This is a genomic window from Micromonospora sp. RHAY321 (assembly GCF_023896955.1).
Lineage (GTDB): Bacteria > Actinomycetota > Actinomycetes > Mycobacteriales > Micromonosporaceae > Micromonospora.
In genome coordinates this window covers 21,919-46,889 of the sequence record NZ_JAMHIW010000022.1, presented here as the reverse complement: position 1 = coordinate 46,889, position 24,971 = coordinate 21,919, and the positions used below count along the sequence as shown (strand labels likewise).

At 73.0% G+C, this 24,971-nt stretch carries 24 protein-coding genes; 11 read left to right on the top strand and 13 right to left on the bottom strand.

The window, feature by feature from the left end; genetic code table 11:
- Window positions 1–4: 4 nt before the first annotated feature.
- Genes M8C17_RS29250 through M8C17_RS29240 form a run of 3 tightly spaced genes read right to left on the bottom strand, consistent with a single transcriptional unit; the run spans window position 5 to window position 2,712 of the window.
- On the bottom strand, window positions 5–970 hold the full coding sequence (locus M8C17_RS29250; RefSeq protein WP_252419794.1) for a TIGR03885 family FMN-dependent LLM class oxidoreductase: 966 nt from the start codon (window positions 968–970) through the stop codon (window positions 5–7).
- 50 nt (window positions 971–1,020) lie between these two features.
- Complete coding sequence (locus tag M8C17_RS29245; RefSeq protein WP_252419793.1) at window positions 1,021–2,436, bottom strand: NADP-dependent succinic semialdehyde dehydrogenase; 1,416 nt, start codon at window positions 2,434–2,436, stop codon at window positions 1,021–1,023.
- A 12-nt stretch (window positions 2,437–2,448) separates the two neighbouring features.
- Complete coding sequence (locus M8C17_RS29240) at window positions 2,449–2,712, bottom strand: DUF6343 family protein (protein WP_252419792.1); 264 nt, start codon at window positions 2,710–2,712, stop codon at window positions 2,449–2,451.
- A gap of 136 nt (window positions 2,713–2,848) precedes the next feature.
- Here M8C17_RS29240 and M8C17_RS29235 point away from each other — a divergent pair, with 136 nt between their 5' ends.
- Entirely contained in the window at window positions 2,849–3,493 is a 645-nt protein-coding gene (locus M8C17_RS29235; protein ID WP_252419840.1) for an antibiotic biosynthesis monooxygenase, read from the top strand.
- Between the two features lie 83 nt (window positions 3,494–3,576).
- Window positions 3,577–4,428: a GDSL-type esterase/lipase family protein gene (locus M8C17_RS29230; protein ID WP_252419791.1), complete on the top strand. Its 852-nt coding sequence runs from the start codon at window positions 3,577–3,579 to the stop codon at window positions 4,426–4,428.
- A gap of 21 nt (window positions 4,429–4,449) precedes the next feature.
- Here M8C17_RS29230 and M8C17_RS29225 read toward each other — a convergent pair whose 3' ends face one another.
- The 3 genes from M8C17_RS29225 to M8C17_RS29215 form a co-directional block, all read right to left on the bottom strand.
- Complete coding sequence (locus tag M8C17_RS29225) at window positions 4,450–5,208, bottom strand: EcsC family protein (RefSeq protein ID WP_252419790.1); 759 nt, start codon at window positions 5,206–5,208, stop codon at window positions 4,450–4,452.
- A gap of 49 nt (window positions 5,209–5,257) precedes the next feature.
- Complete coding sequence (locus M8C17_RS29220) at window positions 5,258–5,404, bottom strand: hypothetical protein (protein ID WP_203122442.1); 147 nt, start codon at window positions 5,402–5,404, stop codon at window positions 5,258–5,260.
- A 106-nt stretch (window positions 5,405–5,510) separates the two neighbouring features.
- Window positions 5,511–6,362 (bottom strand): peptidase M23, encoded by an 852-nt coding sequence (locus tag M8C17_RS29215; RefSeq protein ID WP_252419789.1) that lies wholly within the window; start codon window positions 6,360–6,362, stop codon window positions 5,511–5,513.
- A gap of 421 nt (window positions 6,363–6,783) precedes the next feature.
- On the opposite strand from M8C17_RS29215, the gene M8C17_RS29210 reads away from it, so the two are divergent.
- The 3 genes from M8C17_RS29210 to M8C17_RS29200 are packed head-to-tail and all read left to right on the top strand — an operon-like array spanning window position 6,784 to window position 8,890.
- Window positions 6,784–7,704: a proteasome assembly chaperone family protein gene (locus M8C17_RS29210; RefSeq protein WP_252419788.1), complete on the top strand. Its 921-nt coding sequence runs from the start codon at window positions 6,784–6,786 to the stop codon at window positions 7,702–7,704.
- A 37-nt stretch (window positions 7,705–7,741) separates the two neighbouring features.
- Complete coding sequence (locus tag M8C17_RS29205) at window positions 7,742–8,539, top strand: exodeoxyribonuclease III (protein ID WP_252419787.1); 798 nt, start codon at window positions 7,742–7,744, stop codon at window positions 8,537–8,539.
- 27 nt (window positions 8,540–8,566) lie between these two features.
- The gene (locus M8C17_RS29200; protein ID WP_252419786.1) at window positions 8,567–8,890 is read left to right on the top strand and encodes an antibiotic biosynthesis monooxygenase; all 324 of its coding nucleotides are present in this window, start codon (window positions 8,567–8,569) and stop codon (window positions 8,888–8,890) included.
- 48 nt (window positions 8,891–8,938) lie between these two features.
- Here the strand turns inward: M8C17_RS29200 and M8C17_RS29195 are convergent, their stop codons facing one another.
- Both M8C17_RS29195 and M8C17_RS29190 read right to left on the bottom strand, forming a co-directional pair.
- The gene (locus M8C17_RS29195) at window positions 8,939–9,664 is read right to left on the bottom strand and encodes a class F sortase (protein WP_252419785.1); all 726 of its coding nucleotides are present in this window, start codon (window positions 9,662–9,664) and stop codon (window positions 8,939–8,941) included.
- 7 nt (window positions 9,665–9,671) lie between these two features.
- Window positions 9,672–10,292 carry a hypothetical protein gene (locus M8C17_RS29190; RefSeq protein WP_252419839.1) on the bottom strand — a complete coding sequence of 207 codons (621 nt, stop codon included), beginning with the start codon at window positions 10,290–10,292 and terminating at the stop codon, window positions 9,672–9,674.
- A gap of 130 nt (window positions 10,293–10,422) precedes the next feature.
- Between M8C17_RS29190 and trmB the strand changes: the two genes are divergently transcribed.
- The 4 genes from trmB (at window position 10,423) to M8C17_RS29170 (ending at window position 15,646) form a co-directional block, all read left to right on the top strand.
- Window positions 10,423–11,130: a tRNA (guanosine(46)-N7)-methyltransferase TrmB gene (trmB, locus tag M8C17_RS29185; protein ID WP_374559537.1), complete on the top strand. Its 708-nt coding sequence runs from the start codon at window positions 10,423–10,425 to the stop codon at window positions 11,128–11,130.
- Window positions 11,131–11,210: 80 nt separating this feature from the next.
- Window positions 11,211–13,724: an RNA helicase gene (locus M8C17_RS29180; RefSeq protein ID WP_252419784.1), complete on the top strand. Its 2,514-nt coding sequence runs from the start codon at window positions 11,211–11,213 to the stop codon at window positions 13,722–13,724.
- A 155-nt stretch (window positions 13,725–13,879) separates the two neighbouring features.
- Window positions 13,880–14,524: a hypothetical protein gene (locus tag M8C17_RS29175; protein WP_252419783.1), complete on the top strand. Its 645-nt coding sequence runs from the start codon at window positions 13,880–13,882 to the stop codon at window positions 14,522–14,524.
- A gap of 213 nt (window positions 14,525–14,737) precedes the next feature.
- Window positions 14,738–15,646: a hypothetical protein gene (locus M8C17_RS29170; protein ID WP_252419782.1), complete on the top strand. Its 909-nt coding sequence runs from the start codon at window positions 14,738–14,740 to the stop codon at window positions 15,644–15,646.
- A gap of 121 nt (window positions 15,647–15,767) precedes the next feature.
- Here the strand turns inward: M8C17_RS29170 and M8C17_RS29165 are convergent, their stop codons facing one another.
- From M8C17_RS29165 to M8C17_RS29150, 4 genes are read right to left on the bottom strand one after another with little or no spacing between them, the layout of a single operon-like run.
- Entirely contained in the window at window positions 15,768–16,715 is a 948-nt protein-coding gene (locus M8C17_RS29165; protein ID WP_252419781.1) for an ABC transporter substrate-binding protein, read from the bottom strand.
- Complete coding sequence (locus tag M8C17_RS29160) at window positions 16,715–17,632, bottom strand: ABC transporter ATP-binding protein (protein WP_252419780.1); 918 nt, start codon at window positions 17,630–17,632, stop codon at window positions 16,715–16,717. Before M8C17_RS29160 ends, M8C17_RS29165 begins: the two co-directional genes overlap by 1 nt.
- A gap of 34 nt (window positions 17,633–17,666) precedes the next feature.
- Complete coding sequence (locus M8C17_RS29155; protein WP_252419779.1) at window positions 17,667–18,755, bottom strand: iron chelate uptake ABC transporter family permease subunit; 1,089 nt, start codon at window positions 18,753–18,755, stop codon at window positions 17,667–17,669.
- Window positions 18,752–19,798, bottom strand: coding sequence for an iron ABC transporter permease (locus M8C17_RS29150; RefSeq protein WP_252419778.1), 1,047 nt, complete (start codon window positions 19,796–19,798; stop codon window positions 18,752–18,754). The genes M8C17_RS29155 and M8C17_RS29150 overlap by 4 nt, the downstream gene beginning before the upstream one ends.
- 141 nt (window positions 19,799–19,939) lie before the next feature.
- On the opposite strand from M8C17_RS29150, the gene M8C17_RS29145 reads away from it, so the two are divergent.
- Complete coding sequence (locus M8C17_RS29145; RefSeq protein WP_252419777.1) at window positions 19,940–20,299, top strand: YciI family protein; 360 nt, start codon at window positions 19,940–19,942, stop codon at window positions 20,297–20,299.
- Window positions 20,300–20,315: 16 nt separating this feature from the next.
- On the opposite strand, the gene M8C17_RS29140 is transcribed toward M8C17_RS29145, so the two are convergent.
- Window positions 20,316–20,783 carry a cytidine deaminase gene (locus tag M8C17_RS29140; protein ID WP_252419776.1) on the bottom strand — a complete coding sequence of 156 codons (468 nt, stop codon included), beginning with the start codon at window positions 20,781–20,783 and terminating at the stop codon, window positions 20,316–20,318.
- Window positions 20,784–20,903: 120 nt separating this feature from the next.
- On the opposite strand from M8C17_RS29140, the gene hrpA reads away from it, so the two are divergent.
- Window positions 20,904–24,968 carry an ATP-dependent RNA helicase HrpA gene (gene hrpA, locus M8C17_RS29135; RefSeq protein WP_252419775.1) on the top strand — a complete coding sequence of 1,355 codons (4,065 nt, stop codon included), beginning with the start codon at window positions 20,904–20,906 and terminating at the stop codon, window positions 24,966–24,968.
- Window positions 24,969–24,971 lie beyond the last annotated feature (3 nt).

The following is a 24,971-nucleotide window of genomic DNA, read 5'->3' as shown; positions in this document are numbered from 1 at the left end:
CCGATCACCCGGCCGTCCGCAGCTTCGGCAGCACCTCCGAGCCGAACGCGTCGAGGAACCCGCGCTGCTCCTGCCCGACGTGGTGCAGGGCGATCTGGTCGAAGCCCAGCTCCAGGTACTCCTCCAGCCAGCCGACGTGCCGGCCGAGGTCGGCCGAGATGTTCACCACCTCGGCGACCCGCTGCGCCGGTACGTCTGCCGAGACCTCGTCGAAGTGCTCGACGGTCTCCAGGTCCCAGCAGACCGGCGGGGCGAAGACGTTGCTGCGCCACTGGTCGTACGCGATCGCCTCGGCCTGCGCCTGCTCCGGCGCCCAGCTGACGTGCACCTGCAGGTGCAGCGGCCCGCGCCCGCCGGCGTCCCGGTACGCGTCGATCATCTCGCGCAGGTGCGCCACCGGGGCGTTCACGGTGATCAGCCCGTCCGCCCACTCGGCGCACCACCGGGCGGTGGCCACGCTGACCGCGGCGCCGACCAGGGCCGGTGGTTCCTCGGGGCGCGTCCACAGCCGGGCCCGGTCCACCCGGACCAGGCCGTCGTGGCTGACCTCCTCGCCGGCCAGCAGCGCCCGGATCACGTCCACGCACTCGCGCAGCCGGGCCGCGCGCACGTCCTTGCGCGGCCACGGGTCGCCGGTGATGTGCTCGTTGCTGGCCTCGCCGGTGCCCAGCGCGGCCCAGAACCGGCCCGGGTACATCGCGCCGAGCGTGCCGATCGCCTGCGCGATGATCGCCGGGTGGTAGCGCTGGCCGGGTGCGTTGACCACGCCGAACGACATGCCGGTGGCCTGCAGGGCGGCGCCGAGCCACGACCAGGCGAAGCCCGACTCGCCCTGCCGGGTGCTCCACGGGGAGAAGTGGTCGGAGCACATGGCCGCGTCGAAGCCGGCCCGCTCGGCGTGGATCACCGCCTCCAGCAGGGCGCGAGGGTGGATCTGCTCGTGGGACGCGTGAAAGCCGAACGCCGTCATGGGTGCACTTCCTACCCACGACGGCGCCCGGCTGAACCGCCCTCTCGTCGCTACTCGGCGTGCGCGCCGGCACCGGCCGAGGCGGCCGCGCCGTCGCCCACCCAGACCGTCTTGGTGTTGCAGAACTCCCGCATGCCCAGCGCGGACAGCTCCCGGCCGTAGCCGGAGTTCTTCACACCGCCGAACGGCAGCTCCGGGAAGGAGGTCGTCATGCCGTTGATGAAGACGTTTCCGGCGTCCAGGTCGGTGGCGAAGCGCTCCTGCTCGGCCGGGTCCCGGGTCCAGGCGTTCGAACCGAGCCCGAACGCCGTGCCGTTGGCCACCTCGATCGCCTCGGAGTACGACGACACCCGGTACAGGCCGGCGACCGGCCCGAAGACCTCCTCGCGCCACATCCGCATCTGCGGGGTGAGGTCGGTGACCACCGTCGGCGGGTAGAACCAGCCCTCACCCGCCGGCGGCTCACCGCCGCAGAGCACCGTCGCGCCGTTGTCCACCGCGTCGCGCACCTGGGCGTGCACCTCGTCGCGACCACCCTCGCTGGCCAGTGGACCCACGTCGGTGTCGGTGTCCATCGGGTCGCCGACCCGCAGCGCCGCCATGTTGGCGGCGAACTTCTCGGCGAAGGCGTCGAACACGTCGGTGTGCACGATGAACCGCTTGGCGGCGATGCAGGACTGGCCGTTGTTCTGGCAGCGGGCGGTGGTGGCCACCTCGGCGGCCCGGTCCAGGTCGGCCGAGGGCATCACCACGAACGGGTCGCTGCCGCCGAGCTCCAGCACGGTTTTCTTCAGCTCCCGGCCGGCGGACTGGGCGATGGAGCGGCCGGCGCGCTCGCTGCCGGTGAGCGTGGCGGCGCGTACCCGGGGGTCGCTGAGGATCCGGTCGACGGCGTCCGAGCCGACCAGCAGGGCGGTGAACGCCCCCTCGGGGAAGCCGGCCCGACGGAACACGTCCTCCAGCAGCAGCGCGGTCTGCGGCACGTTCGAGGCGTGCTTGAGCAGGCCGGTGTTGCCGGCCATCAGCGCCGGCGCGGCGAAGCGGATCACCTGCCAGAGCGGGAAGTTCCACGGCATCACCGCGAGCACCACGCCGATCGGCTGGTAGCGGACGAACGCCCGGGTCGCCTTGACGGCGGTGGCGTCGGCCGGCTCGTCGGCGAGGAACGACGGCGCCCGGTCGGCGTAGAACCGGCAGGCGGAGGCGCACTTGGTCACCTCGGCCTGCGCCGCGACGTACGTCTTGCCCATCTCCGTGGTCATGATCCGGGCGATCTCGTCCCGGTCGCCCTCCAGCAGGTCGGCGGCGGCGTTCATCCACCCGGCGCGCTGCTCGACGGTGGTCCCGAGGAGCTGCTGGTACGCGAGGTCGGTGCGCTCGATGGCGTCGTCGAGCTGCTCGGTGGACATCGCCTCGTAGGTCTTGAGCACCTGGCCGGTGGCGGGGTTGGTGGTGGCGATGGGCATCTCGTCCTCCTGTCACTCGAACAGCGAGTGCTTGACGCCCGGCTCCTCGCGGCGGCGGGCGGCACGGCGGCGCTGGATGACGACCAGGTCGACGACGGCGACCACGGCGAAGATCGCGCAGAGCACGCCGAGCCAGGCGATGCCGGCCCAGAACGCCAGCACCGCGAAGAGCACCATGATCACCAACCCGAAGCCGGCGAGGGTGAGCCGGAGGTTCAGCGCGCTGTTCGCGTGGCCGACCGTGCCGCGGGCACGCCGGGGCTGCGATCTCGTCATACCCCCCGACCTACCCCCGATCGCCGGCCTTAACCGGCCCGGGGCACTGCGGTCGGTCGCGCCGAGCGTCGACGGTGGGCTCGCTTACATCCGTTCGCCACGGAAGCCCCGCCGCCCGCAGGATGGGCGCATGTCCATGTCCACGAGCATGACCGAGGCCGTGCCGGTGACCGTCGCCATCGCCCGCCGCGCCGATCCGGCCCGGGCCAGCGAGATGGTGGCCTGGATGCGGGCGGGCACCGCGCTGGCCGAGGCGTTCCCGGGCTTCCTCGGCGCGGGCTGGGTGCAGAGCGGCCCGGGCTCGCCCGAGTGGCACATGCTCTACCGCTTCGCCGACGCCGAGACGCTGCACCGGTGGGAGGAGTCGCCGCAGCGACACTGGTGGCTCAGCTCGGCGCAGGGCATCGTCGAGCACACCCGGGTCGAGCGGCGCACCGGGATCGAGGGCTGGTTCGACCCGCCGATGGAGCACTGGGTGGACCCGGTCGAGCCGATCCCACCGGCGTCGCCGCCGAGATGGAAGCAGGCGGTGACCATCTGGCTGGCGTTCTTTCCGCTGAGCCTCACCGCCACCCTGCTGACCAGCCGATTTCTCGCCGACGTGCCGCTGGCGGCCCGGGTGCTGCTGATGACGCTCTGCCTGACCCCGCTGATGACCTACCTGGTGCTGCCCCGGATCACCCGGGCGCTGCACTGGTGGCTGCACGGCGAGCCACGGCCCACGCCGAGGCGGCGATCGTCCAACCGTCCCGCCGGGCGTCCGGGCGGCATGCACGAATGAGCGGTCCGTCGAGCCTGGGCAAAACCACGTCCTACGCATAGAGTTACCGCGCTGTCGCTCTGTGCTGCGAGACGGGGGATGTCATGCCTCGACGCTGGGTCGCCGCCCTGGCCTGCCTCGCCGCGCTGGTCGCGCTGGCCTGCGAGGGCGGCACCTCGGCGACACCCCGCCCCACCACGAGCGGCGGACAGCCCGGCGGGCCGGGCGGCATCGCCGCGCTCGGCGACTCGATCAGCACCGGCTTCGCCTCCTGCCTGGTGCTGACCTCCTGCGAACGCAACTCCTGGTCGACCGGCGACGGCCTGCGGGTGCGGAGCCACTACCGGCGGCTGCTCGACCAGGACTCCGCGATCCGCGACCGGCGGTACAACCACGCCCGGCCGGGGGCGCGCGCCGACGCGCTGGAAGGCCAGGCCAAGGCAGCGGTACGCGACCGCGCCGACTACGTCACCGTGCTGATCGGCGCCAACGACGCCTGCCGGGGCGGGGTGGACGCGATGACGCCGGTGGCGCAGTTCCGGGCCGACGTCGACCGGGGCCTGCGCGTGCTGCGGACCGGCCGACCGAAGGCCCGGGTGCTGGTGGTGAGCATTCCGGACCTGTACCGGCTCTGGGAGGTCGGGCACGGCGACTCGCGGGCGGTGCGCGCCTGGAAGCGGGGCGTCTGCCCGGCCCTGCTGGCCGAGGCGACCTCCACCGCGCCGGCCGACCGGGCCCGTCGGGCCGCCGTTCGGGACCGGATCGACGCGTACAACACGCAGTTGGTGGCCGCGTGCCGGGCGTACGGCTCGCGTTGCCGGCACGACGGCGGAGCGGTGCACAAGGTCCGGTTCAGCCTCGACATGCTCAACCCGCTGGACTGGTTCCACCCCAACGTCAGCGGGCAGGGTCGGCTCGCCGAGGTGACCTGGCGCTCCTCCGGCCTCGCCGACTGAGCGCCCCGCGCGCGCCCGGGATCAGGAGCGGCGGGGCTCCGGCACGGTCGTGCCGCGGGGGCGGTAGAGCGCCCGGGAGCGCCCCGCCAGATCCTTGGTGGCCGACGAGTTCGCCCAGGTGCCGAGCACGATCGCGGCACCGGGCACGATCTTGGCGACCATCCGCTTGGCCGCCCGGACACCGGCCATCTGCGCCAGCCGGACACCGAGCTTCAGCATGACCTGGCCGAGCGGGCGCTGGCGCCCACCCAGGCCGAAGAGCGCGTCGGCGCGCTCCCGGCCGGCGGCCACCCCGAGCGCCAGCCGGGCGCTCTCGGCGACCTTGTGCACCCGCTGGAGCACCAGCAGGTCGGTGGCACGGTCGTTGTGCAGCGGGTCGACGTCGTACGCGGCGGCGATGTGCAGCACCATCCGCGCCTGGGTCCAGGCCAGCACGCCCACGTCGAGCACCGCGCCGGGCAGCCCTGCCGCGCCCGACACCGCACCGGAGAGGCGGGCCAGGTTGACGAACTTACGGGTGGCCTGGTCGGCGAGGGCGTCGGCCGAGACACCGGGCTGATCGGCCCGGGCGCGGGCGGCCCACTGTGCGGCCTCCGGCCCGAGCCGGCGCACCGCCTCCAGGGCGAGGTGCTCCGGGGCGTACTGCGGGTCGTCGCGCATCCGGTCCCAGAGCCGGGCCGGCGGGCCCTCGGGCGCGTCCACCGGCCCGGCCGGCAGGCCGGCGGACGGCTGGGGGGTGGGCACGGCGGGCGAGCCGCCGACGGGTGGGGTGTCGGTCACCGGGTCTCCCCAGGGGTCGGTACGGCGGGCAGGACGGCCGGCGCAGCGCTCAGCGGCGTCGGTTGGAGAACCGGGCCGCCAACCCCTTGAGCTTCTGCTGGTTGCCGGGCTTGGCCATCTCGCGCCGGCCCCGGTCGACCAGTTGCTGCCCCTTCGGTGATTTCAGAAACGCGCTGATCCGCTGCATCAGTGACATAACGTCCTCCTGTCGGTGGTCCTGCTGTCATGTGTACCCCGAACCCGCAACGGATGTACCCGGGACGCGACAGGCTCAACCCCGACAGTCCACAGTGGGCGGTAGGTTACCGCCCGCTCGGCACGATGGCTTCGACGACCCTGGTGGCGCGCCACTCGTGCTGCTGGTAGTGCTCGGGGTACGCGGAGACCTGCACCGCCTGGGCGGCGTCGGTGAGCCGCATGTGCTGCCAGCCGGGCACCTGCTCAAGAGCGGTGAGGAACTGCCGGGTGGCGAACTCGGGGTCCATCAGCCGCCCGACCGGGCCCCAGCCGCTGCTGGAGCGCTGCTGGAACAGCCCGACGGAGTCGTGGTCCCAGCCGACACCCTGGTGCGGGTGGTCCTGCGACTCGGGCAGCACGCCGCTGGCGACGTTGTACAGGTTGCTCTCCTGCATGGCGGTGGCCACCGCGATCACCAGGCCACGGCGGGGCACGCCCATCTCGCGGCCGGTGCGGACGATCGCCTCGGCGTTCTCCATCTGGTCATTGTCCAGCCCGGCGACCGGCGCCGGGTCGGTCGGGCGCGCGGGCGCGGCCTTGCGGGTGCGCGAGCTGGTGTCCGGGTCGCTGGAGGTCGCGGCGGCGGAGGGGGTGCTGGGGGCGGCGACACGGTCGAGGCCACGGGAGGCCCGCTGCTGCTCGGCTCGCTGGAGCAGCTCGGAGCTGCTGGCGAGCGGATCGACCCGGCCAGCCGCGCCGGCGGAGTCGTCACGAACCTGTGCGACGGCGGCCAGGCCGAGGCAGCAGACCACGCCGGTGGCCAGAGCCACCTGGGCCCGGCGTCGACCGGTCAGGTCCCTGGCGTACGCCCGGAGCCGGCTCGCGGCGGTTGTCCGTTCGGCTGAGGTGCCATCCTCCATATCGGTAGTGGGGCTGCTCGGGGCGTTCGGGTCGTCGAGGGTGCCGTCGTCACGCATCAGCCGAGGCTAGGCAGATGGAAAGCCCGATCACGCACGGTGATCACGTGGCGATCGCCACAGAATCGGGGTGTTCCGGTGGACGACCGGGGCGGGTCGACCCGCCCGGGGAACGGACCTCGCGTACCGGATGAAGCCGGCGCGGAACGCAGGTCGGCACGGGCGGCGACACCGGCGGACATCCGGCCCCGCGAACCGACATGATCGACAAACTCGGCCTTTGGGCCGAACCGCCCTCCCCCGATCGGCCCACGATGCCGACCCGGGCGGGGTAATCGGGTGATTGGTCCTGTCGTGCCCATCGGCCGGGCGACGAATCGCCCGCCGCAGGAATGCACCAGGATGGCGGGTACGTTGCCCGAACCGGGTGCCGTCCGTCGCGTCGGCATCCCGTAGGCACATTTCAGGGAGGTCCGCACCGGTGCTCGACCCACACGAGCTCTACCAGCTCACCGATGATCTGCCCGACCTCGGGCAACCGGTCATGATCCAGGCCCTCACCGGGTTCGTGGACGCCGGCAACGCCAGCCGGCTGGCCCGCGAGCAGTTGCTCACCTCGCTGGAGAGTCGGCCGATCGCCACCTTCGACGTGGACCAGCTGTTCGACTACCGCTCGCGACGGCCCGTCATGACGTTCGTCGAGGACCACTGGGAGAGCGTCGACGCCCCCCAGTTGGAGCTGCACCTGCTGCACGACGACGACGAGACCCCGTTCCTGCTGCTCACCGGCCCCGAGCCGGATCTGCAGTGGGAGCGGTTCGTGGCCGCCGTCGCCGGGCTCGCCGCCCGGCTGGACGTCCGCCTCACCGTGGGCCTCAACTCGATCCCGATGGCGGTGCCGCACACCCGGCCGACCGGGGTGACCGCGCACGCCACGCGACCGGAGCTGATCGCCGGGTACGAGCCCTGGCTGCAGCGGGTCCAGGTGCCCGGCAGCGTCGGCCACCTGCTCGAGTTCCGCCTCGGCGAGCAGGGCCGCGACGCGCTCGGCTTCGCCGCCCACGTGCCCCACTACGTGGCACAGACCGAGTACCCGGCCGCCGCCGAGGTGCTGCTCACCTCGGTGTCCCGGAGCACGGGGCTGCTGCTGCCCGGCGACGGGCTGCGCTCGTCGGCCGAGGTGGTCCGGGTGGAGATCGACCGGCAGGTCGCCCAGACCGAGGACGCGGCCGCCCTCGTCCAGGCCCTGGAGGAGCAGTACGACGCGTTCGCCCGGGGTCGCGGCGAGAAGAACCTGCTCGCCCCGGACGCCGGCCCGCTGCCCACCGCCGACGAACTCGGCGCCGAGCTGGAACGGTTCCTGGCCGAACAGACCCGTCCCGGCGACACCCCGGGCAGCTGACCGGGCGTCACGGCGGCGGATGCGGCAGGCTGGGGACATGCGCCTGGCGACCTGGAACGTGAACTCGGTGAAGGCCCGGCTGCCCCGGCTGCTGGAGTGGCTGGCCAGCACCGGGCCGGACGTGGTCTGCCTGCAGGAGACCAAGTGCCCGGACGGCGCCTTCCCGGTGGCCGAGGTGGGCGAGCTGGGCTACACCGTGGCGAGCCACAGCGACGGCCGGTGGAACGGGGTGGCCATCCTGTCCCGGGTCGGTCTGGCCGACGTCCGGGTCGGGTTCGCCGGTGAGCCCGGCTTTCCCGAGCCGGAGGCCCGGGCCATCTCCGCCACCTGCGACGGGGTGCGGGTCTGGTCGGTGTACGTGCCCAACGGCCGCACACCGGACGACCCGCACTACGCGTACAAGTTGGCCTGGTTCGCCGCGCTGCGCGACGCGTTGGACGCGGAGCTGGCCGGTGGGCTCCCGCTGGCCGTCTGCGGGGACTTCAACGTCGCCCCGACCGACGCCGACGTGTGGGACCCGGCGGTCTTCACCCACTCGACGCACGTCACCCCGGCCGAGCGGGCGGCCCTCGCGGCGCTGCGCGACCTGGGGCTCAGCGACGTGGTGCCGACCCCGATGAAGGGGCCGCACCCCTTCACCTACTGGGACTACCGGGCGGGGATGTTCCACCAGAACAAGGGCATGCGGATCGACCTGGTGTACGCCTCGGCGCCGTTCACCCGCGCGGTCCGCTCCGCGTACGTCGACCGGGAGGCCCGCAAGGGCAAAGGCCCGTCCGACCACGCCCCGATCGTGGTCGACGCCGACCTGGTACCGGTGGTCGAGGCGTTCTGAGCCCGGCGGCGTGGCTAGGGTGGGCAGATGGCAGTCGTGAAGATCAACGCGATCGAGGTCCCGCCGGGCGCCGGTGCGGAGCTGGAGAAGCGGTTCGCCGCCCGAGCCGGGACGGTGGAGAACTCCCCCGGCTTCCTCGGCTTCGAGCTGCTCCGGCCGGTGGCCGGCGAGACCCGCTACTTCGTCTACACGCGGTGGGAGACCGAGGAGGCGTACCAGGCGTGGGCCGCCGGTCCGTCCCGCGCCGCACACGCCACCGCGCCGGGCGAGCAGCAGCGGCCGCCGGTAGCCAGCGGCGCCAGCCTGCTGGAGTTCGAGGTCGCTCTGCACGTCCCCACCCCACAGCCCTAGCGCCGCGCCGGATCGGCGGTGTCGAGGGGCGGCGGGCCGGCCGGATGGTCAGGCGGGGCGGGAGCTCTGGTAGGTGGCGAAGGCGATCACGTTGTCGGCGTAGCCGGTGCGGCCGCCGATGAACTGGCCACCGCAGGTGATCAGTCGCAGACCCGGCGGCCCGTCGTGGCCGTAGATCCGATCGGCGGGCAACTGGTCCTTCGGGAAGTGCTCGACTGTGTCGACCCGGAACACCACCACCGATTTGTCCGCCCGGGCCACCTCGATCAGGTCGCCGGGGTGCAGCTTGCCCAGCTCGTAGAAGACCGAAGGGCCGCTCTTGGTGTCGACGTGCCCGACGATCACCGCCGGGCCGGGCTCGCCGGGCGTGGGACCCCGGTCGTACCAGCCCGTCTCGTTGTGCCGCTCCAGCGGCGGTACGGCGATCGAACCGTCCCGGGCCTGCCCGACCGGCGCCACGGGTGCGGCGACCTTGATCGCCGGCACCGAGAGACGCACCGGACGGCTGGCCGACAGCCCGACCGACTCGCTGCGGGGCGCGCGGTCAGCGCCCGTCCCGACCCAGTCGAGCGGGCCCACCGAGCGACCCAGCCCCGCCCCGGTCGCGAAGACCCCGGCCAGCACGAGCAGCACGGCCACGGGCACCGACCACGGGCTCCGGCCCGTCGGGCGGCTGCGCCGGGGCGCGACAGCGGTCGGCGGCCGGGACGCCACCGGCGGGTGCTCGGCGGACGGGTGCCCGGCCGGCGGCGGTGAGGGACGGAAGATCTCCATGGCGGCCTCAGTGGCGGGCGACGCCACGGACGGTACGCGGCCGGCGCAGGGCCACCACGGCGAGGATCAGCCCGGTGATGGTCAGCGCCGCGCCACCGGGCAGCAGCAGCTTGCCGGTGATCCCGCCGGCACCGCCGCCGAAACCGGTGGCCGGCCCGCGACTGGGTTGGACCGGGACCTTCTTGACCACCTGCAGCATGGTCGAGGCGGTCTCGCCGTCGCGGCACTCCAGCTTGACCCGGTAGTTGCCGGGGCGGGTGCGGTCTCGGACCATCGGGGCGGCCGTGAGCACTCCACGCTGCGGCTGCACCCCGACCGCGCCGAAGGCGTCGGAGACCACGGTGGCGCCGATCGAGTTGTCGCGGCAGCTGGCGCGGATGCCGACCAGGTAGCCGGGCTGCACCGTGCTGGGGCTCACCTCGACGAAGACGTCCACCGGGGCGGGCTGCGGTGCACCGCCCGGCGGGCCTCCCGGCTGGGACCCGGGCGTCGGCGCGGCGAGCACGGAAGGGGCGGCCACCGGACCGGTGGGCACGAGAGCGGCGTGCGCGGGGGCGGCGGCCAGCAGGGGGCCGGCGAGCACGGTCACCACCGACAGGGTCACGCCGCCGCGGGTCACTGTCACGATGCCCCCTCTCGACGCCGTGCGGCCGAACCGGGCGGCGGACCACCCGACCTGCCGTACCAGATCGATCCTCTCATTCCCGGTCGCACATCACATCCGATCCGCCGACGGCGTCGCGTACGCTCGGGTCGCTGTGACCGCCACCGACCATGACCCCGCCGTCCCGCCCGCGAGCCGGACGATCCGCACCTTCCACCCCCGCAGGGGCCGGATGAGCGGCCGGCAGACCGACGCGCTGGACCGGCTCTGGTCCACGTACGGCCTGGACGTGCCCGGTCGGCCGGTCCCTCCGATCGACCTGGCCGACCTGTTCGGCCGCCGGGCTCCGGTGGTGCTGGAGATCGGCTCGGGCATGGGCGACAGCACCGCCGCGATGGCCGCCGCCGACCCGGATCGAGATTATCTGGCGGTCGAGGTGCACACGCCGGGAATCGCGAACCTGCTCGACCTGGTGGACCGCGGTGGCCTGGGCAACGTCCGGGTGGCCCTCGGCGACGCGTTGGACCTGGTCAACGGCCTGCCGGAGGCTTCGCTCGACGCCGTGCACGTCTTCTTTCCAGACCCGTGGCCGAAGGCCCGCCACCACAAGCGGCGGATCATCCAGCCGGCGCACGTGGCGCTGCTGCGCTCCCGGCTGGCCCCGGGCGGCACGTTGCACTGCGCGACCGACTGGGCCGAGTACGCCGAGGCGATGCGGGAGACCCTGGACGCGGACCCGGGGCTGGTGGACGCGTACGGCGGGTTCGCACCACGTCCGGCGCACCGCCCGGTGACCAAGTTCGAACGGCGGGCGCTCACGGCCGGCCGCCCGGTGGCCGACCTGATCTACCGCCGCCGGTAGGGCCCTTCCGGGCGCGGTGGGCACCCCGGCCGCCCACCGGTTGGCGCGAAGGGTCATGATCCAGGCACCATGGACGGGATATGACGCTCACCGCCGCGCTGCCGACAAGCGCCGACCCCGACACCCTCTTCGACGCGTTCGCCGGCTGGGCGAAGGAGCGCGGCCTCGACCTCTATCCCCATCAGGAGGAGGCGGTCATCGAGATCGTCTCCGGCGCCAACCTGATCATGAACACGCCCACCGGCTCGGGCAAGAGCCTGGTGGCGGTCGCCGCGCACTTCGCGGCACTGGCCGACAGCCGGACGACCTTCTACACCGCGCCCATCAAGGCCTTGGTGTCGGAGAAGTTCTTCGCCCTCTGCGAGGTCTTCGGCGCCGAGAACGTCGGCATGTTGACCGGCGACGCCAGCGTCAACGCCGACGCCCCGATCATCTGCTGCACCGCGGAGATCCTGGCCAACCTGGCGCTGCGCGAGGGCGCCCGGGCCGACGTCGGCCAGGTGATCATGGACGAGTTCCACTTCTACGCCGAGCCCGACCGGGGCTGGGCCTGGCAGGTGCCGATCATCGAGCTGCCGCAGGCCCAGTTCATCCTGATGTCCGCCACCCTGGGAGACACCACCCGGTTCGTCGACGACCTGACCCGGCGCACCGGGCGGCCGACCGCCGTCGTCCGCTCGGCCGAGCGGCCGGTCCCGCTGATCTTCTCGTACGCGATGACGCCGCTGCACGAGACGCTCGAAGAGCTGCTGGAGACCAAGCAGGCCCCGGTGTACGTCGTGCACTTCACCCAGGCCGCCGCACTGGAACGCGCCCAGGCGCTGATGAGCGTCAACGTCTGCACCCGCGCCGAGAAGGACATGATCGCCGAGGCGATCGGCGGCTTCCGCTTCACCTCGGGCTTCGGCAAGACCCTGTCCCGGCTGGTCCGGCACGGTATCGGCGTTCACCACGCCGGCATGCTGCCCAAGTACCGCCGGCTGGTGGAGACTCTCGCGCAGGCCGGCCTGCTCAAGGTCATCTGCGGCACCGACACCCTCGGCGTGGGCATCAACGTGCCCATCCGCACCGTGCTGTTCACCGGCCTGTCCAAGTACGACGGGGTCCGCACCCGTCTGCTGAAGAACCGGGAGTTCCACCAGATCGCCGGGCGGGCCGGCCGGGCCGGTTACGACACCATCGGCCGGGTCGTGGTGCAGGCTCCCGAGCATGTCATCGACAACGAGAAGGCCCTCGCGAAGGCCGGCGACGACCCGAAGAAGCGGCGCAAGGTGGTCCGCAAGAAGCCGCCGGAGGGTTCGATCGGCTGGGGTCAGCCCACCTTCGACCGGCTGGTCGACGCCGAGCCGGAGCCCCTGACCTCCAGCTTCCAGGTCAGCCACTCGATGCTGCTCAACGTCATCGGCCGGCCCGGGGACGCCTTCACCGCGATGCGGCACCTGCTCACCGACAACCACGAGGAGCCCGCCGCCCAGCGCCGGCACATCCGCCGGGCGATCGCCATCTACCGCGCACTGCGGGCCGGTGGCGTGGTCGAGGAACTGCCCGAGCCGGACGAGACCGGCCGGCGGATCCGACTCACCGTCGACCTCCAGCTCGACTTCGCGCTCAACCAGCCGCTCTCCCCTCTGGCCCTGGCCACCATCGAGCTGCTCGACGCCGAGTCCCCGTCGTACGCCCTGGACGTCCTCTCGGTGATCGAGTCGATCCTCGACGACCCCCGGCAGATCCTCTCCGCGCAGCAGTTCAAGGCACGCGGCGAGGCGGTCGCCGCGATGAAGGCCGAGGGCATCGAGTACGAGGCCCGCCTCGAACTGCTCGACGAGGTGACCCACCCGAAGCCCCTCGCGGAGCTGCTGGAGGCCGCGTACGAGATGTACCGGCAGGGGCACCCCTGGGTCGCCGACCACCAGCTCTCCCCCAAGGCCGTCGTCCGCGACATGTACGAGCGGGCCATGACCTTCACCGAGTACGTGCAGTTCTACGGGCTGACCCGCTCGGAGGGCCTCGTCCTGCGCTACCTGGCCGACGCGTACAAGACGCTGCGGCAGACCGTGCCCGAGGACGCCAAGACCGAGGAGCTGATCGACCTCATCGAGTGGCTGGGCGAGCTGGTCCGCCAGGTCGACTCCAGCCTCATCGACGAGTGGGAGCGGCTGCGCAACCCGTCCGACGTGGCCGAGGTGGCCCAGGCGCACGCCAACCTGACCGACCGGCCACCGGCGGTTACCCGCAACGCCCGTGCGTTCCGGGTGCTGGTGCGCAACGCGCTGTTCCGCCGGGTCGAGCTGGCCGCCCTGCGCCGCTGGGATCTGCTCGCCGAGTTGGACGCCGCGGACGGCTGGGACTACGACGCGTGGTCCGACGCGCTCAAGCCGTACTTCGAGGCGTACGACTCGATCGGCGTCGGACCGGACGCCCGCGGGCCGGCGCTGCTCATGATCGAGCAGGGTCGGGAGCGGTGGACCGTCCGGCAGATCTTCGACGACCCCGACGGGGACCACGACTGGGGCATCAGCGCCGAGGTCGACCTGGCCGCCTCGGACGAGGTGGGCGCGGCCGTCGTCCGGATCACCGACGTCGGCCAGCTCTGACGCGTTCTCACCGAAGGGGGTCGCCCGTCGCGGGTGGCCCCCTTTGTCGCGTCTTCCGCAGCCCCGGTTTCACTGGGCGATGTCAGACCCGTCGATTAGAATGTATGTACTAATCGAGTTCCTGACCTGCAGGATTACGACCCGGGAGGACGCCCGTGACCGCGCCCGCCTCCACGCCCCTCACCCCCTACGCCACGCTGCTCGGCTTCACCCGCTACGTCGACCGCAACGGCCCCACCAAGGCGACCTTCGTGGGCGGGCTGCGCAAGCAGCGCGCCAGCCGCTCCGGCTTCAACCCGCACGGCCAGTTCGTCAAGGCGCTCAAGGCCGACATCGCCTTCCACACCGGCGGCACCCACCTCGCCGGCGTGGTCGACGTGGTCAAGCCACGCTGGCGCCCCCTCTACCAGGCGCTGGTGCCCGGCGCCACGGCCTGGCTGCACTCCCTCGGCGACCCGGCCGCCCTCGACCTGGCCCAGACCCGCGACGCCCTGGCCATGCTGGGCGACCTACCGGTCAAGATCAACCCCCATTTCGGCGTACGGCACGCCGACGGCCACGCCGAGGCGATCCGGTTGCACTTCGACGAGACCCCGCCGAGTGAGGAGTCGGTGCTCGCCACCCTGCACCTGATGGCCCGACACATGGACGCGGTGCTGCCGCACGCCGAGCCGGTCCTGGTCGACGTCCGGCGCGGCCAGACCCACCGCATGCCCACCGACGCCAAGCCCGAGCAGATCGAACGCTGGCTGGCCGGCGAAGCCGCCGCCTTCCGCGCCATCTGGTCCCCCGCCGCCTGACGGACCAACCCCTCCGCCCGCAAGGCCGTTCGCTGCGGCCCGTCCGACAAGATCACGCTCAATCCTGGATGTAGTGGTCTTCCGTTCCCGGGGAGGCCACTACATCCATGTTCGGACGAGACCACCGGGTGCCGGGGGGTCAGACGCCGACGCCGAGTTCGCGGTTATCCACAGGGGCGCCGTGGGGCAGCGCGATCGGTCAGCCTGGAGGCCATGCCGAAAGCTCCTCGCCGGCCGCCGCAGTTGCGCGGTCGGATCTTCCGCGGCTCGGTCGCCGTCTCACGAGGCCTGCTGACCCGCAACGACCTCCGCAGCTCCGCGTGGCGGCCGCTCTTCCGGGACGTCTACGCCGACGCTCGGGTCAGAGTCACCCACCGGACCAGGTGCGCCGCCGTCGGACGCTGGCTGATCCCGCCTGGCGCGGCCATCGCCGGGCGTGCCGCGGCGGCCCTGTACGGCTGCGCGACCCCAGGCCAGAGCGAGCCGCTCGACGTGCTGGTGCCCCGGGAAACCCGGATCGGGCCGACCGCAGGCCTTCGGGTCCACCACGGCGAGATCGACCCCGGTGACACGGTGAACCGGGCGGGGGTCACGGTGACGAGCCCTGCGCGGACCTGCTGGGACCTCGCTCGGTGGCTCCAGGTGGTCGAGGCGGTGGTCGTCATCGACGCCCTGCTGTCCAGCCGGCTCACCGACGTGCCGGCGTTGCGGGAATACGCGCTGAGCCGGGCGGGTCGGCGGGGCTGGCGGTCCCTGCTGCGCGCGATCGACCTGGCCGACGCGGGCGCGGAGTCACCACAGGAGTCCCGCACCCGCGTGCGGCTGGTGCTCGCCGGACTGCCCCGACCACAGACGCAGTGGATCGTCACCGACCAGGGCCGGTTCGTGGCCCGGCTGGACCTGGCCTGGCCGCAGTTCAAGGTGGCGGTGGAGTATGACGGGCTCTGGCACGACGATCCGGAGCAGTTCCACCGGGACCGCCGGCGGCTCAACCGACTGCTCGGCGGCGAGTGGATCGTCCTGCACGCAACTGCCAAGCGGCTCCGGGAGGACTTCGACGGCTTCCTCGCCGAGGTCAGGGCCGCCCTGCGCGCACGGTCCCGCTCCCCCTGGACACGATGATCGTGCTCAAACACAGAAGTAGTGGCCTCCCCTACCGGGGAAGGCCACTACTTCATGGATCGTGCGCGATCTTGGGGCCATGACGCGCTGGCGCGGGCGCCCGGAGAGCGCGCCGGGTCGGTCAGGCGGCGGGGACGTACTTCTGGAGGTCGTCGAGGATCTTGTTGGCGGCGCCGACGCCGATGCCGGTCATCCAGACCTCGTCGGCAACGGGGTACGCCTTGCCGGCCTTGACCGCGCCGAGGCCCTTCCACAGGGTGCCGCCGGTCATCTTGGCCTGCTCGGCGGCGGCCTTGTCGCCGTACGCGGTCACGAAGATGACGTCGCCGTCGACCTCGTTGATCCGCTCGGGGCTGACCTGGTCGAAGCGCTTGTCCTCCTTGGCGGCGAGCATCTGCCGCTCGGGGCGGCCCAGGCCGGTGTCGCCGATGACGATGCCGGAGAACGAGTCCGGGCCGTAGACGCGGATGGCGCCGGGCATGAACCGGACGATCGACACCTTGCGGGCGGCGGCGTCGCCGAGCGTCGCGCCGAAGTCCTTGGCCCGCTTCTCGTACGCGGCGAGCAGGTCCTTGGCCTGCTGCTCGTGGCCGAGCGCCTTGCCGTCGAGGAGGAAGTTCTCCTTCCACGTGATGCCGACCTTGTCGGTGAACACGGTGGGCGCGATGGCGGCCAACTCGTCGTAGAACTTCTCCTGGCGGAACTTGCTGCCGAGGATGAGGTCCGGCTTCAGCGCGTTGATCGCCTCCAGGTCGGGCTCGGTGAGCACCCCGACCTCCTTGATGCCGGTGAGCTTCTCGGCACCGAAGTACGTCGGCCAGCTCCTGGCCTCACCGGCGGTGGCCGCGCCGACCGGCGTGACGCCCAGCGAGAGCGCCGTGTCGATCTTGTCGGTGTCGAGGACGACGACGCGCTTGGGTTCGGCGGGGACCTTGGTGGTGCCCATGGCGTGGGTGATCTCCCGGGTCTCCCCGGTGGTGGAGCCGGCGACCGGGTCGCTCTCACCGCAGGCGGTGAGTCCGACGCCGAGGGCGACGGCCGCGGTGAGGGCGGCGACGAGACGACGCATCAGAGTCCTTTCGAGGGGTACGAGCCGGCGAGCGGGGTGGCCGCATCGCCGCTGGCGGGTCGGGCGTCGGGCACGGAGGCACCCGACGGATCGGAGTCGTCCGCGGCGGCGGACGGGGTGGCGGAGCCGCGGAGGGCGGTGCCGCCGGTGTGGGCGGGCACCACCAGCGGTGCTCCGGTCACCGGGCAGGGCACGACCACGCAGGCCAGCCCGAAGACGTCGCGGACCAGGTCCGCGGTGAGGATCTCCCGGGGTGGCCCGGCGGCCACCACGGCACCGTCGCGCATCGCGACCAGGTGATCGGCGTAGCGGGCGGCCTGGTTCAGGTCGTGCAGCACGGCCACCACGGTGCGGCCCCGCTCGACGCGCAGCCGGTGCAGCAGGTCCAGCACCTCCACCTGGTGGGCGAGGTCGAGGAAGGTGGTCGGCTCGTCCAGCAGGAGGGCCTCGGTGTCCTGGGCCAGCGTCATGGCGATCCACACCCGCTGCCGCTGACCGCCGGAGAGGCTGTCCACCGGCCGGTCGGCCAGGCCGGCCACGTCGGCCAGGGCCATCGCCTGGTCGACCGCCGCGCCGTCCTCGGCCGACCACTGCCGCCACCACCGCTGGTACGGCTGCCGTCCGCGCCCGACCAGGTCGGCCACGGTGACGCCCTCGGGCACCAGCGGGCTCTGCGGCAGTACGCCGAGCCGGCGGGCGACCTCGCGGGTCGGCAGGTCGCGGATGGCGCTGCCGTCGAGCAGCACGGTGCCGCGGCGGGGGGTGAGCAGCCGGGCCATGGTCCGCAGCAGGGTGGACTTGCCGCACGCGTTCGGCCCGACGATCACGGTGAACGCGTCGGCGGGCAGGTCCAGGTCGAGCCCGTCGAGCACGGTCCGCTCGTCGTAGCCGGCGACCAGGTCGCGGGTGGAGAGCATCACGACTCCTTCACAGGGCCGGGGCGGGTGCCGGTCACGAGGACCGCCGCCGTCCGCGCAGCAGCAGGAAGATCAGGTACGGCCCGCCGATCGCGGCGGTCAGCACGCCGGCCGGGAGTTGGGTGGGCGCGATCAGCCGCCGGCCGGCCAGGTCGGCGAGCACCAGCAGCAGCGCGCCGAGCAGCGCGGCGCAGACCAGCGGCGGTCGTTCGGCCCGGACCAGCCGCCGGGCCACCTGGGGGGCGACCAGCGCCACGAAGTCGACGGCACCGACCTGGGCGGTGACCATGGCGGCGACGAGTACGCCGGTGCCGGCGAGGCCGATCCGGCGGGCCACCGGGCGCAGCCCGACGCCGCGGGCGGTGTCGTCGTCCACGGCGGTGCTGTTCAGAGCCCAGCCGGCCCAGGCCAGCACCGGCAGCAGCACCAGGAGGGTGCCGGCGATCCAGGCGGCCTCGGTCCAGCCCTTGCCGGCCAGGGTGCCGATCAGCCAGATCTGCGCGCGCAGCCCGTCGATCGGGTCGGCGCTGAGCATGACCACCTCGGTCAGCGCCCGGAAGGCGAAGGCGACCGCCACCCCGGCGAGCACGAACCGCTGCGCGGCCAGCCCGTGCCGGGCGCCGAGGGCGAACAGCAGCACGGCGGCGAGCAGGCCGCCCACCAGCGCGGTGGGGGCCACGAGCACGGCGCCCATCCCGGTGGTCAACGCCACCGTCGCGGCGAGCCCGGCGCCCTGGGTGATGCCGATGACGTCGGGACTGGCCAGGGGGTTGCGCGCGACGCTCTGGATGAGCGTGCCGGCCACCCCGAACGCCGCTCCGGCCACCGCGGCGAGCACGATCCGGGGCAACCGCAGGTCGAAGACGACAAGGTCGTACGGGGTGCCGGCGCCGGAGAGCGCGCGCAGCACGTCGGCCGGGGCGACGTAGGGCGTGCCCAGGGAGAGGCTGAGCACCACGGCCAGCAGGAGCAGCACGGTCAGCGCGACGGCCACCAGCACCGCGCGGCGGCGGACCTGGAGGCTGACCGGGCCGATCCGCAGCAGCGACCGCCCGGGCAGCCGTGCACCGGCGGTACGGGTCGACACGTCGGCGTGGATGGTCGAGGGGTCGATGATGCTCACGCGGTCACCACCCGGGCGCGGCGGACCAGGACGGCCAGCAGCGGTGCGCCGATCAGGGCGGTGATGATCCCGGCCGGTATCTCGCCGGGCGGGGCGACGAGCCGGCCGACGACGTCGGCGCCGAGCAGCAGCGCCGGCCCGAGCAGGGCGGAGACGGTGAGGGTCCAGCGGTGGTCGACGCCGACCAGGGCGCGGGCCAGGTGTGGCACGGCCAGCCCGACGAAGGCGACCGGCCCGGCGGCCGCCACCGCGGCACCGGTGAGCAGCACGGCGGCGAGGCCACCACCGAGGCGGACCAGGCCGACCCGGTTGCCGAGGCCGCGGGCCACGTCGTCGCCGAGGGCCAGCGCGTCCAGGCCTCGGGCCACCAGGGCGGCCAGCACCAGCCCGGCGAGGACGAAGGGCAGCACCTGCGCGGCGACCGACAGGTCCCGGCCGGCCAGCCCGCCGACCACCCAGAACCGGTACTCCTCGAAGGTCCGGGCGTCGATGCTGAGCAGCGCGTACACCCCGGAGGCGAGGCTGGCGTCGAGCGCCGCGCCGACCAGCGCGAGGGTGACCGGGCTGGCGCCCTCCCGGGTCCGGGCGGCGATGGCGAAGACCAGCAGCCCGGCGAGCAGCGCTCCGGCGATGCCGAACCAGACGTACCCGGCGAGCGTGCCGACGCCGAAGACGGAGATGGCCAGAACCACGCCGAACGACGCGCCGGCGCTGATGCCGAGGATGCGCGGTTCGGCCAGGGGGTTGCGGGTGAGCGCCTGGAACAGCACACCGGCCACGGCGAGCGCGAGGCCGACAGCGAGGCCGAGCGCGGTGCGCGGCATGCGCAACTCGCGGACGATGGTGGTGGCGTCGCCGCCGTCCGGAGCGACGAGGGCGTGCCAGACCTGGTCGATGCCGAGTTGCCGGCTGCCCAGCGCGAAGCTGGCCAGCACGGTGAGCAGCAGCACGAGCGCGGATGCGACGGTGACTGCCACCCGGCGGCCGGTGCGGGTGCCGGTCCGGTTGCGGGCCGGGGTCGGCCGGGCGACGAGGGTGGTCACGAGTCTCCTGCACGTTCGCGCTTAGGTTCGCCTTACCTTAGCCGACGTGCTGAGGGTCGCCTAACTGGCGCTCATCGATCCGGGGGCGGCTGACCAGGGCGGACGCCCGCGCCGAGGGGCACGCGCGCCTAGGGTGGGGGCATGCGATTCGACCAGCACACGGTCGTACTCCTGATCCGGCCGGCGGACGCCCCGGAGCTGCCGCAGGACGCGGTCGACCGGTTGCAGGACGCCCACCTGGCCCACCAGGCGGGTCTGGTGGAGCAGGGCCACGTGCTCGCGGCCGGCCCGTTCCTGAACCCCGACGACGAGCGGCTGCGCGGCTTCGTCGTGCTCTCGGTGGACCCGGAGGCGGCCCGCGAGCTGTACCACAACGATCCGGCGGTGCGGGCCGGCCGGCTGGCCGTGCAGGTGATGAGCTGGATGCTCCCGGAGGGCATCCTGCGGTTCGAGGGTGTGCCGGTGCCCCGGTCGATGCTGGAGGCGGCGGCCGGCGACTGAGCCGGTTCCGGCGGGGTCAGCCGGCCCGGTCAGCCGGCGGCGCCGTCGCCACCGGCACCACATCCGAGGCCAGGGATGCGCCCGGGTCGACCCGCTGGTCGGCTCGGGCGTCCGTCTCCGGCGGCAGCTCACCGATCGCGACGACGCGCAGGGCGTCCACCGGACCGACGATCACGCGCAGGGCCGGGAAATAGTCGCGCAGCACCTGCCGGCACCGCCCGCAGGGCGATACGACCTCGCGCCCCCGGTCCCCCACGACGACGATGGTTTCCAGCTCGGTCACGCCCTGGGTGGCGGCGGTGCCGACCGTGACGATCTCCGCGCACGCGTCGCCGGTGACGTGGCGGACGTCGACGCCGGTGAAGACCCGCCCGTCGGCCGTCCGGGCGGCCGCCGCCACGCTGTGGTTCGCGCTGCGGCAGCGCAGCTTGGCCACGGCCGTGGCGGCCTGCACCAGCGCCCGGTCGGTGTCCCGCAGCTCCATCCGGCCCCCCAGCGCTCGACGTCGGCCGCCAACTCTAGACCGCCGTGCAGCCGTCGAAGGACCGCCCGCGCGGTAACCCAGCGGCGGTGCGCCGCCGGGCTGCCTATCCTTGGGCACGACATGCAGAATCCAGCCGCCTCCGCCGCGACCGACCCGGTTCGCGAGCTGCACCGCCGCCTCTCCCCTCTGATGTTCCGCGACCAGCGCCGCCTCCAACGGCGACTGGACGGTGCCCGCAAGCTGCGCGATCCGCAGCGCCGGGAGGCGGCGCTGGCCGAGATCACCGCCGACCTGGCCCGGGCCGAGCAGCACATCGCCGCCCGGCGGGCAGCCGTACCCGTCATCACGTACCCGGTGGGGTTGCCGGTCAGTGAGCGCAAGGACGACATCGCCGCCGCCATCCGTGATCACCAGGTGGTGATCGTCGCCGGCGAGACCGGCTCCGGCAAGACCACCCAGATCCCCAAGATCTGTCTCGAGCTGGGCCGCGGGGTGCACGGGCTGATCGGGCACACCCAGCCCCGGCGGCTGGCCGCCCGGACGGTGGCCGACCGGATCGCCGAGGAGCTGGGCACCGAACTGGGTGACGTGGTCGGCTACAAGGTCCGCTTCACCGACCAGGTCAGCGAGCGCAGCCTCGTCAAGCTGATGACCGACGGCATCCTGCTGGCCGAGTTGCAGACCGACCGGATGCTGCGCCAGTACGACACGTTGATCATCGACGAGGCGCACGAGCGCAGCCTCAACATCGACTTCATCCTCGGGTACCTGCGGGAGCTGCTGCCCCGCCGACCCGACCTCAAGGTGATCATCACGTCGGCGACCATCGAGACCGACCGCTTCGCGCGGCACTTCGCCGGGCCGCCCACCGGCGACGAGCCGCAGGGCGTACCGGCGCCGGTGGTGGAGGTCTCGGGGCGGACCTATCCGGTGGAGGTGCGCTACCGGCCGTTGGTCGAGCTCGCCGAGGGCGAGGAGGACGGCGACGGCGACGAGGAGAACGTCCGCGACCAGATCCAGGCGATCGGCGACGCCGTCGAGGAGCTGGCCGCCGAGGGCCCCGGCGACATCCTCGTCTTCCTCAGCGGGGAACGGGAGATCCGAGACACCGCCGACGCCCTGGGCAAGCTGGTGCAGAAGAAGCGGTCGCTGCTCGGCACCGAGATCCTGCCGCTGTACGCCCGGCTGTCCTCCGCCGAGCAGCACCGGGTCTTCGCCGCGCACTCCTCGCGCCGGGTGGTGCTCGCCACCAACGTCGCGGAGACCTCACTGACCGTGCCCGGCATCAAGTACGTGGTGGACCCGGGCACCGCCCGCATCTCCCGCTACTCCAGTCGCCTGAAGGTGCAGCGGCTGCCGATCGAGCCGGTCTCCCAGGCGTCGGCAAACCAGCGCAAGGGCCGCTGCGGCCGCACCTCGGACGGCATCTGCATCCGCCTCTACGACGAGCAGGACTTCCTGTCCCGGCCGGAGTTCACCGACCCGGAGATCCTGCGCACCAACCTGGCGTCGGTCATCCTCCAGATGACGGCGATCGGGCTCGGCGACCTCGCCGCGTTCCCGTTCATCGACCCACCGGACAAGCGCAACATCACCGACGGCGTCAACCTGCTGCACGAGCTGGGCGCGTTGGACCCGACCGAGGCGGACCCGGCGAAGCGGCTCACCGCGCTGGGCCGGCGCCTGGCCCAGTTGCCGGTCGACCCGCGCCTGGCCCGGATGGTGGTCGAGGGCGAACGCAACGGTTGCGCCACCGAGGTGCTGGTGATCGCCGCCGCGCTCTCCATCCAGGACCCGCGCGAGCGGCCGGCGGAGAAGCAGGCCCAGGCCGACCAGGCGCATGCCCGGTTCGCCGACAAGGAGTCCGACTTCGTCGCCTACCTCAACCTGTGGCGCTACCTGCGGGAGCAGCAGCGGGAGCTCTCCTCCAGCGCGTTCCGCCGGATGTGCAAGGCGGAGTACCTGAACTACCTGCGGATCCGCGAGTGGCAGGACATCGTCAGCCAACTGCGGCAGGTGCTGCGTACCCCGCAGGAGGGCGACCGGCGGGGTGGGCGGCCGGCGCGCGACACCTCGGACGACGCGGACGCCGGCCGGGGCCGCCGTGGCGGCGCGGACCTGCCGGAGGAGATCGACACCCCGAAGGTGCACCAGTCGCTGCTGCCCGGCCTGCTGTCGCACATCGGCCTGAAGGACGCGCAGAAGCACGAGTACCTGGGTGCCCGGGGCGCTAAGTTCGCGCTCTTCCCCGGCTCGGCGCTGTTCAAGAAGCCGCCGCGCTGGGTGATGGCCGCCGAGCTGGTGGAGACCTCCCGGCTGTGGGGCCGGATCGCCGGCCGGGTCGAGCCGGAGTGGGTCGAACCGCTCGCGCAGCACCTGGTCAAGCGCAGCTACAGCGAGCCGCACTGGGAGAAGAAGCAGGCCGCGGTGATGGCCTACGAGAAGGTCACCCTGTACGGCGTGCCGCTGGTCACCTCTCGCAAGGTCAACTTCGGGCGGATCGATCCGGCGTTGAGCCGGGAGCTGTTCATCCGGCACGCTCTCGTGGAGGGCGACTGGCAGACCCACCACCAGTTCTGGGCCGACAACAAGCGGCTGCTGGCCGAGATCGAGGAGCTGGAGAGCCGGGCCCGGCGCCGGGACATCCTGGTCGACGACGAGACCATCTTCGGCTTCTACGACCAGCGGATCCCGGCCGACGTGGTCTCCGGCCGGCACTTCGACTCCTGGTGGAAGAAGACCCGCCGGGACCAGCCCGACCTGCTGACCTTCACCCGCGACCTGCTGGTCAACGACGGGCGGGCGGGGGTGGACGAGGCCGACTACCCGGACGAGTGGCGGGCCGACGGGGTGACCCTGCCGCTGACCTACAGGTTCGAGCCCGGCACGCCGACCGACGGCGTCACCGTGGACATTCCGCTGCCGCTGCTCAACCAGGTGCCGGCGGAGACCTTCGACTGGCAGGTGCCGGGGCTGCGCGAGGAGACGGTGATCGCGCTGATCCGAACGCTGCCCAAGGCGATCCGCCGCAACTTCGTCCCGGTGCCCGACTACGCCCGCGCCGCCCTCGCGGCGATCACGCCGGGCGAGGAACCGCTGCTGGACGCGCTCACCGGGCAGCTGCGCCGGATGACCGGGGTCACCGTGCCCCGCGACGCCTGGGAACCCGGCAAGCTCCCGGCGCACCTGCGGGTGACTTTCCGGGTCCTCGGCGACGACGAGAAGCCGGTCGCCGAGGGCAAGGATCTGACGGCCCTGCAACGCCAGCTCCGCCAGGAGGTACGCCAGGTGGTGGCGGCCGCCGCACCGGAGGTCGCCCGGACGGGCCTCCGTGAGTGGAGCATCGGGGATCTTCCTCGCACCATCGAGCAGGTCCGCGCCGGTTACGCGGTGACCGCGTACCCGGCGCTGGTCGACGAGGGCACCACGGTCGGCGTGAGGGTCTTCGACACCCCGGCCGAGGCGGAGGCGGCGCACTGGGCCGGCACCCGACGGCTGCTGCGGCTCACCGTGCCGTCCCCCGCGCGGTTCCTGCAGGGCCGGTTGAGCAACGAGGCGAAGCTGGCGCTGAGCCGCAACCCGCACGGCGGCGTACAGCAGCTGATCGAGGACGCGGCCGGGGCGGCCATCGACCGGCTGATCGGCGAGGCCGGCGGGCCGGCCTGGGACGCCGAGGGGTTCGCGGCGCTGCGCGAGAAGGTTCGCGCCGACCTGGTCGACACCGTGGTCGAGGTGATGGACCGGGCGCGCAAGGTGCTCGCCGCCGCGTACGCCGTCGAGCAGCGGCTCGGTGCCACCCGGAACCTCGCCGTGGTGGCCGCGCTGGCCGACATCCGTAACCAGCTCGCCGGGCTGGTGCACGCCGGCTTCATCACCGAGGCCGGGTACGCGCGGCTGCCAGACCTGCTGCGCTACCTCACCGCCATCGAGCGCCGGATGGACCGGCTCGGGGGCAACCCGCAGCGGGACCGCCAGCAGCAGGACCGGATCGCGGCGGTGCAGAAGGAGTACGCCGACCTGCTCGCCGCGCTGCCGCCGGCCCGGCGGCAGGAGACGGCCGTCCGGCAGATCCGCTGGATGATCGAGGAGTTGCGGGTGAACGTCTTCGCCCAGGCGCTGGGCACCCCGTACCCGGTCTCGGAGCAGCGGATCTACCGGGCGATGGACGACGCCGAGGGCCGCTGACGG

What these genes read in the sequence shown, in the direction of transcription:
- M8C17_RS29215 (WP_252419789.1), bottom strand. Translation starts at nt 6,362, where the DNA reads ATGCGTGACGACGGCACCCTCGACGACCCGAACGCCCCGAGCAGCCCC.
- M8C17_RS29195 (WP_252419785.1), bottom strand. Translation starts at nt 9,664, where the DNA reads ATGGAGATCTTCCGTCCCTCACCGCCGCCGGCCGGGCACCCGTCCGCC.
- M8C17_RS29230 (WP_252419791.1), top strand. Translation starts at nt 3,577, where the DNA reads ATGCCTCGACGCTGGGTCGCCGCCCTGGCCTGCCTCGCCGCGCTGGTC.
- M8C17_RS29170 (WP_252419782.1), top strand. Translation starts at nt 14,738, where the DNA reads ATGCCGAAAGCTCCTCGCCGGCCGCCGCAGTTGCGCGGTCGGATCTTC.
- M8C17_RS29145 (WP_252419777.1), top strand. Translation starts at nt 19,940, where the DNA reads ATGCGATTCGACCAGCACACGGTCGTACTCCTGATCCGGCCGGCGGAC.
- M8C17_RS29250 (WP_252419794.1), bottom strand. Translation starts at nt 970, where the DNA reads ATGACGGCGTTCGGCTTTCACGCGTCCCACGAGCAGATCCACCCTCGC.
- M8C17_RS29235 (WP_252419840.1), top strand. Translation starts at nt 2,849, where the DNA reads ATGTCCACGAGCATGACCGAGGCCGTGCCGGTGACCGTCGCCATCGCC.
- M8C17_RS29160 (WP_252419780.1), bottom strand. Translation starts at nt 17,632, where the DNA reads ATGCTCTCCACCCGCGACCTGGTCGCCGGCTACGACGAGCGGACCGTG.
- M8C17_RS29220 (WP_203122442.1), bottom strand. Translation starts at nt 5,404, where the DNA reads ATGTCACTGATGCAGCGGATCAGCGCGTTTCTGAAATCACCGAAGGGG.
- M8C17_RS29200 (WP_252419786.1), top strand. Translation starts at nt 8,567, where the DNA reads ATGGCAGTCGTGAAGATCAACGCGATCGAGGTCCCGCCGGGCGCCGGT.
- hrpA (WP_252419775.1), top strand. Translation starts at nt 20,904, where the DNA reads ATGCAGAATCCAGCCGCCTCCGCCGCGACCGACCCGGTTCGCGAGCTG.
- M8C17_RS29140 (WP_252419776.1), bottom strand. Translation starts at nt 20,783, where the DNA reads ATGGAGCTGCGGGACACCGACCGGGCGCTGGTGCAGGCCGCCACGGCC.
- M8C17_RS29180 (WP_252419784.1), top strand. Translation starts at nt 11,211, where the DNA reads ATGACGCTCACCGCCGCGCTGCCGACAAGCGCCGACCCCGACACCCTC.
- M8C17_RS29245 (WP_252419793.1), bottom strand. Translation starts at nt 2,436, where the DNA reads ATGCCCATCGCCACCACCAACCCCGCCACCGGCCAGGTGCTCAAGACC.
- M8C17_RS29205 (WP_252419787.1), top strand. Translation starts at nt 7,742, where the DNA reads ATGCGCCTGGCGACCTGGAACGTGAACTCGGTGAAGGCCCGGCTGCCC.
- M8C17_RS29240 (WP_252419792.1), bottom strand. Translation starts at nt 2,712, where the DNA reads ATGACGAGATCGCAGCCCCGGCGTGCCCGCGGCACGGTCGGCCACGCG.
- M8C17_RS29165 (WP_252419781.1), bottom strand. Translation starts at nt 16,715, where the DNA reads ATGCGTCGTCTCGTCGCCGCCCTCACCGCGGCCGTCGCCCTCGGCGTC.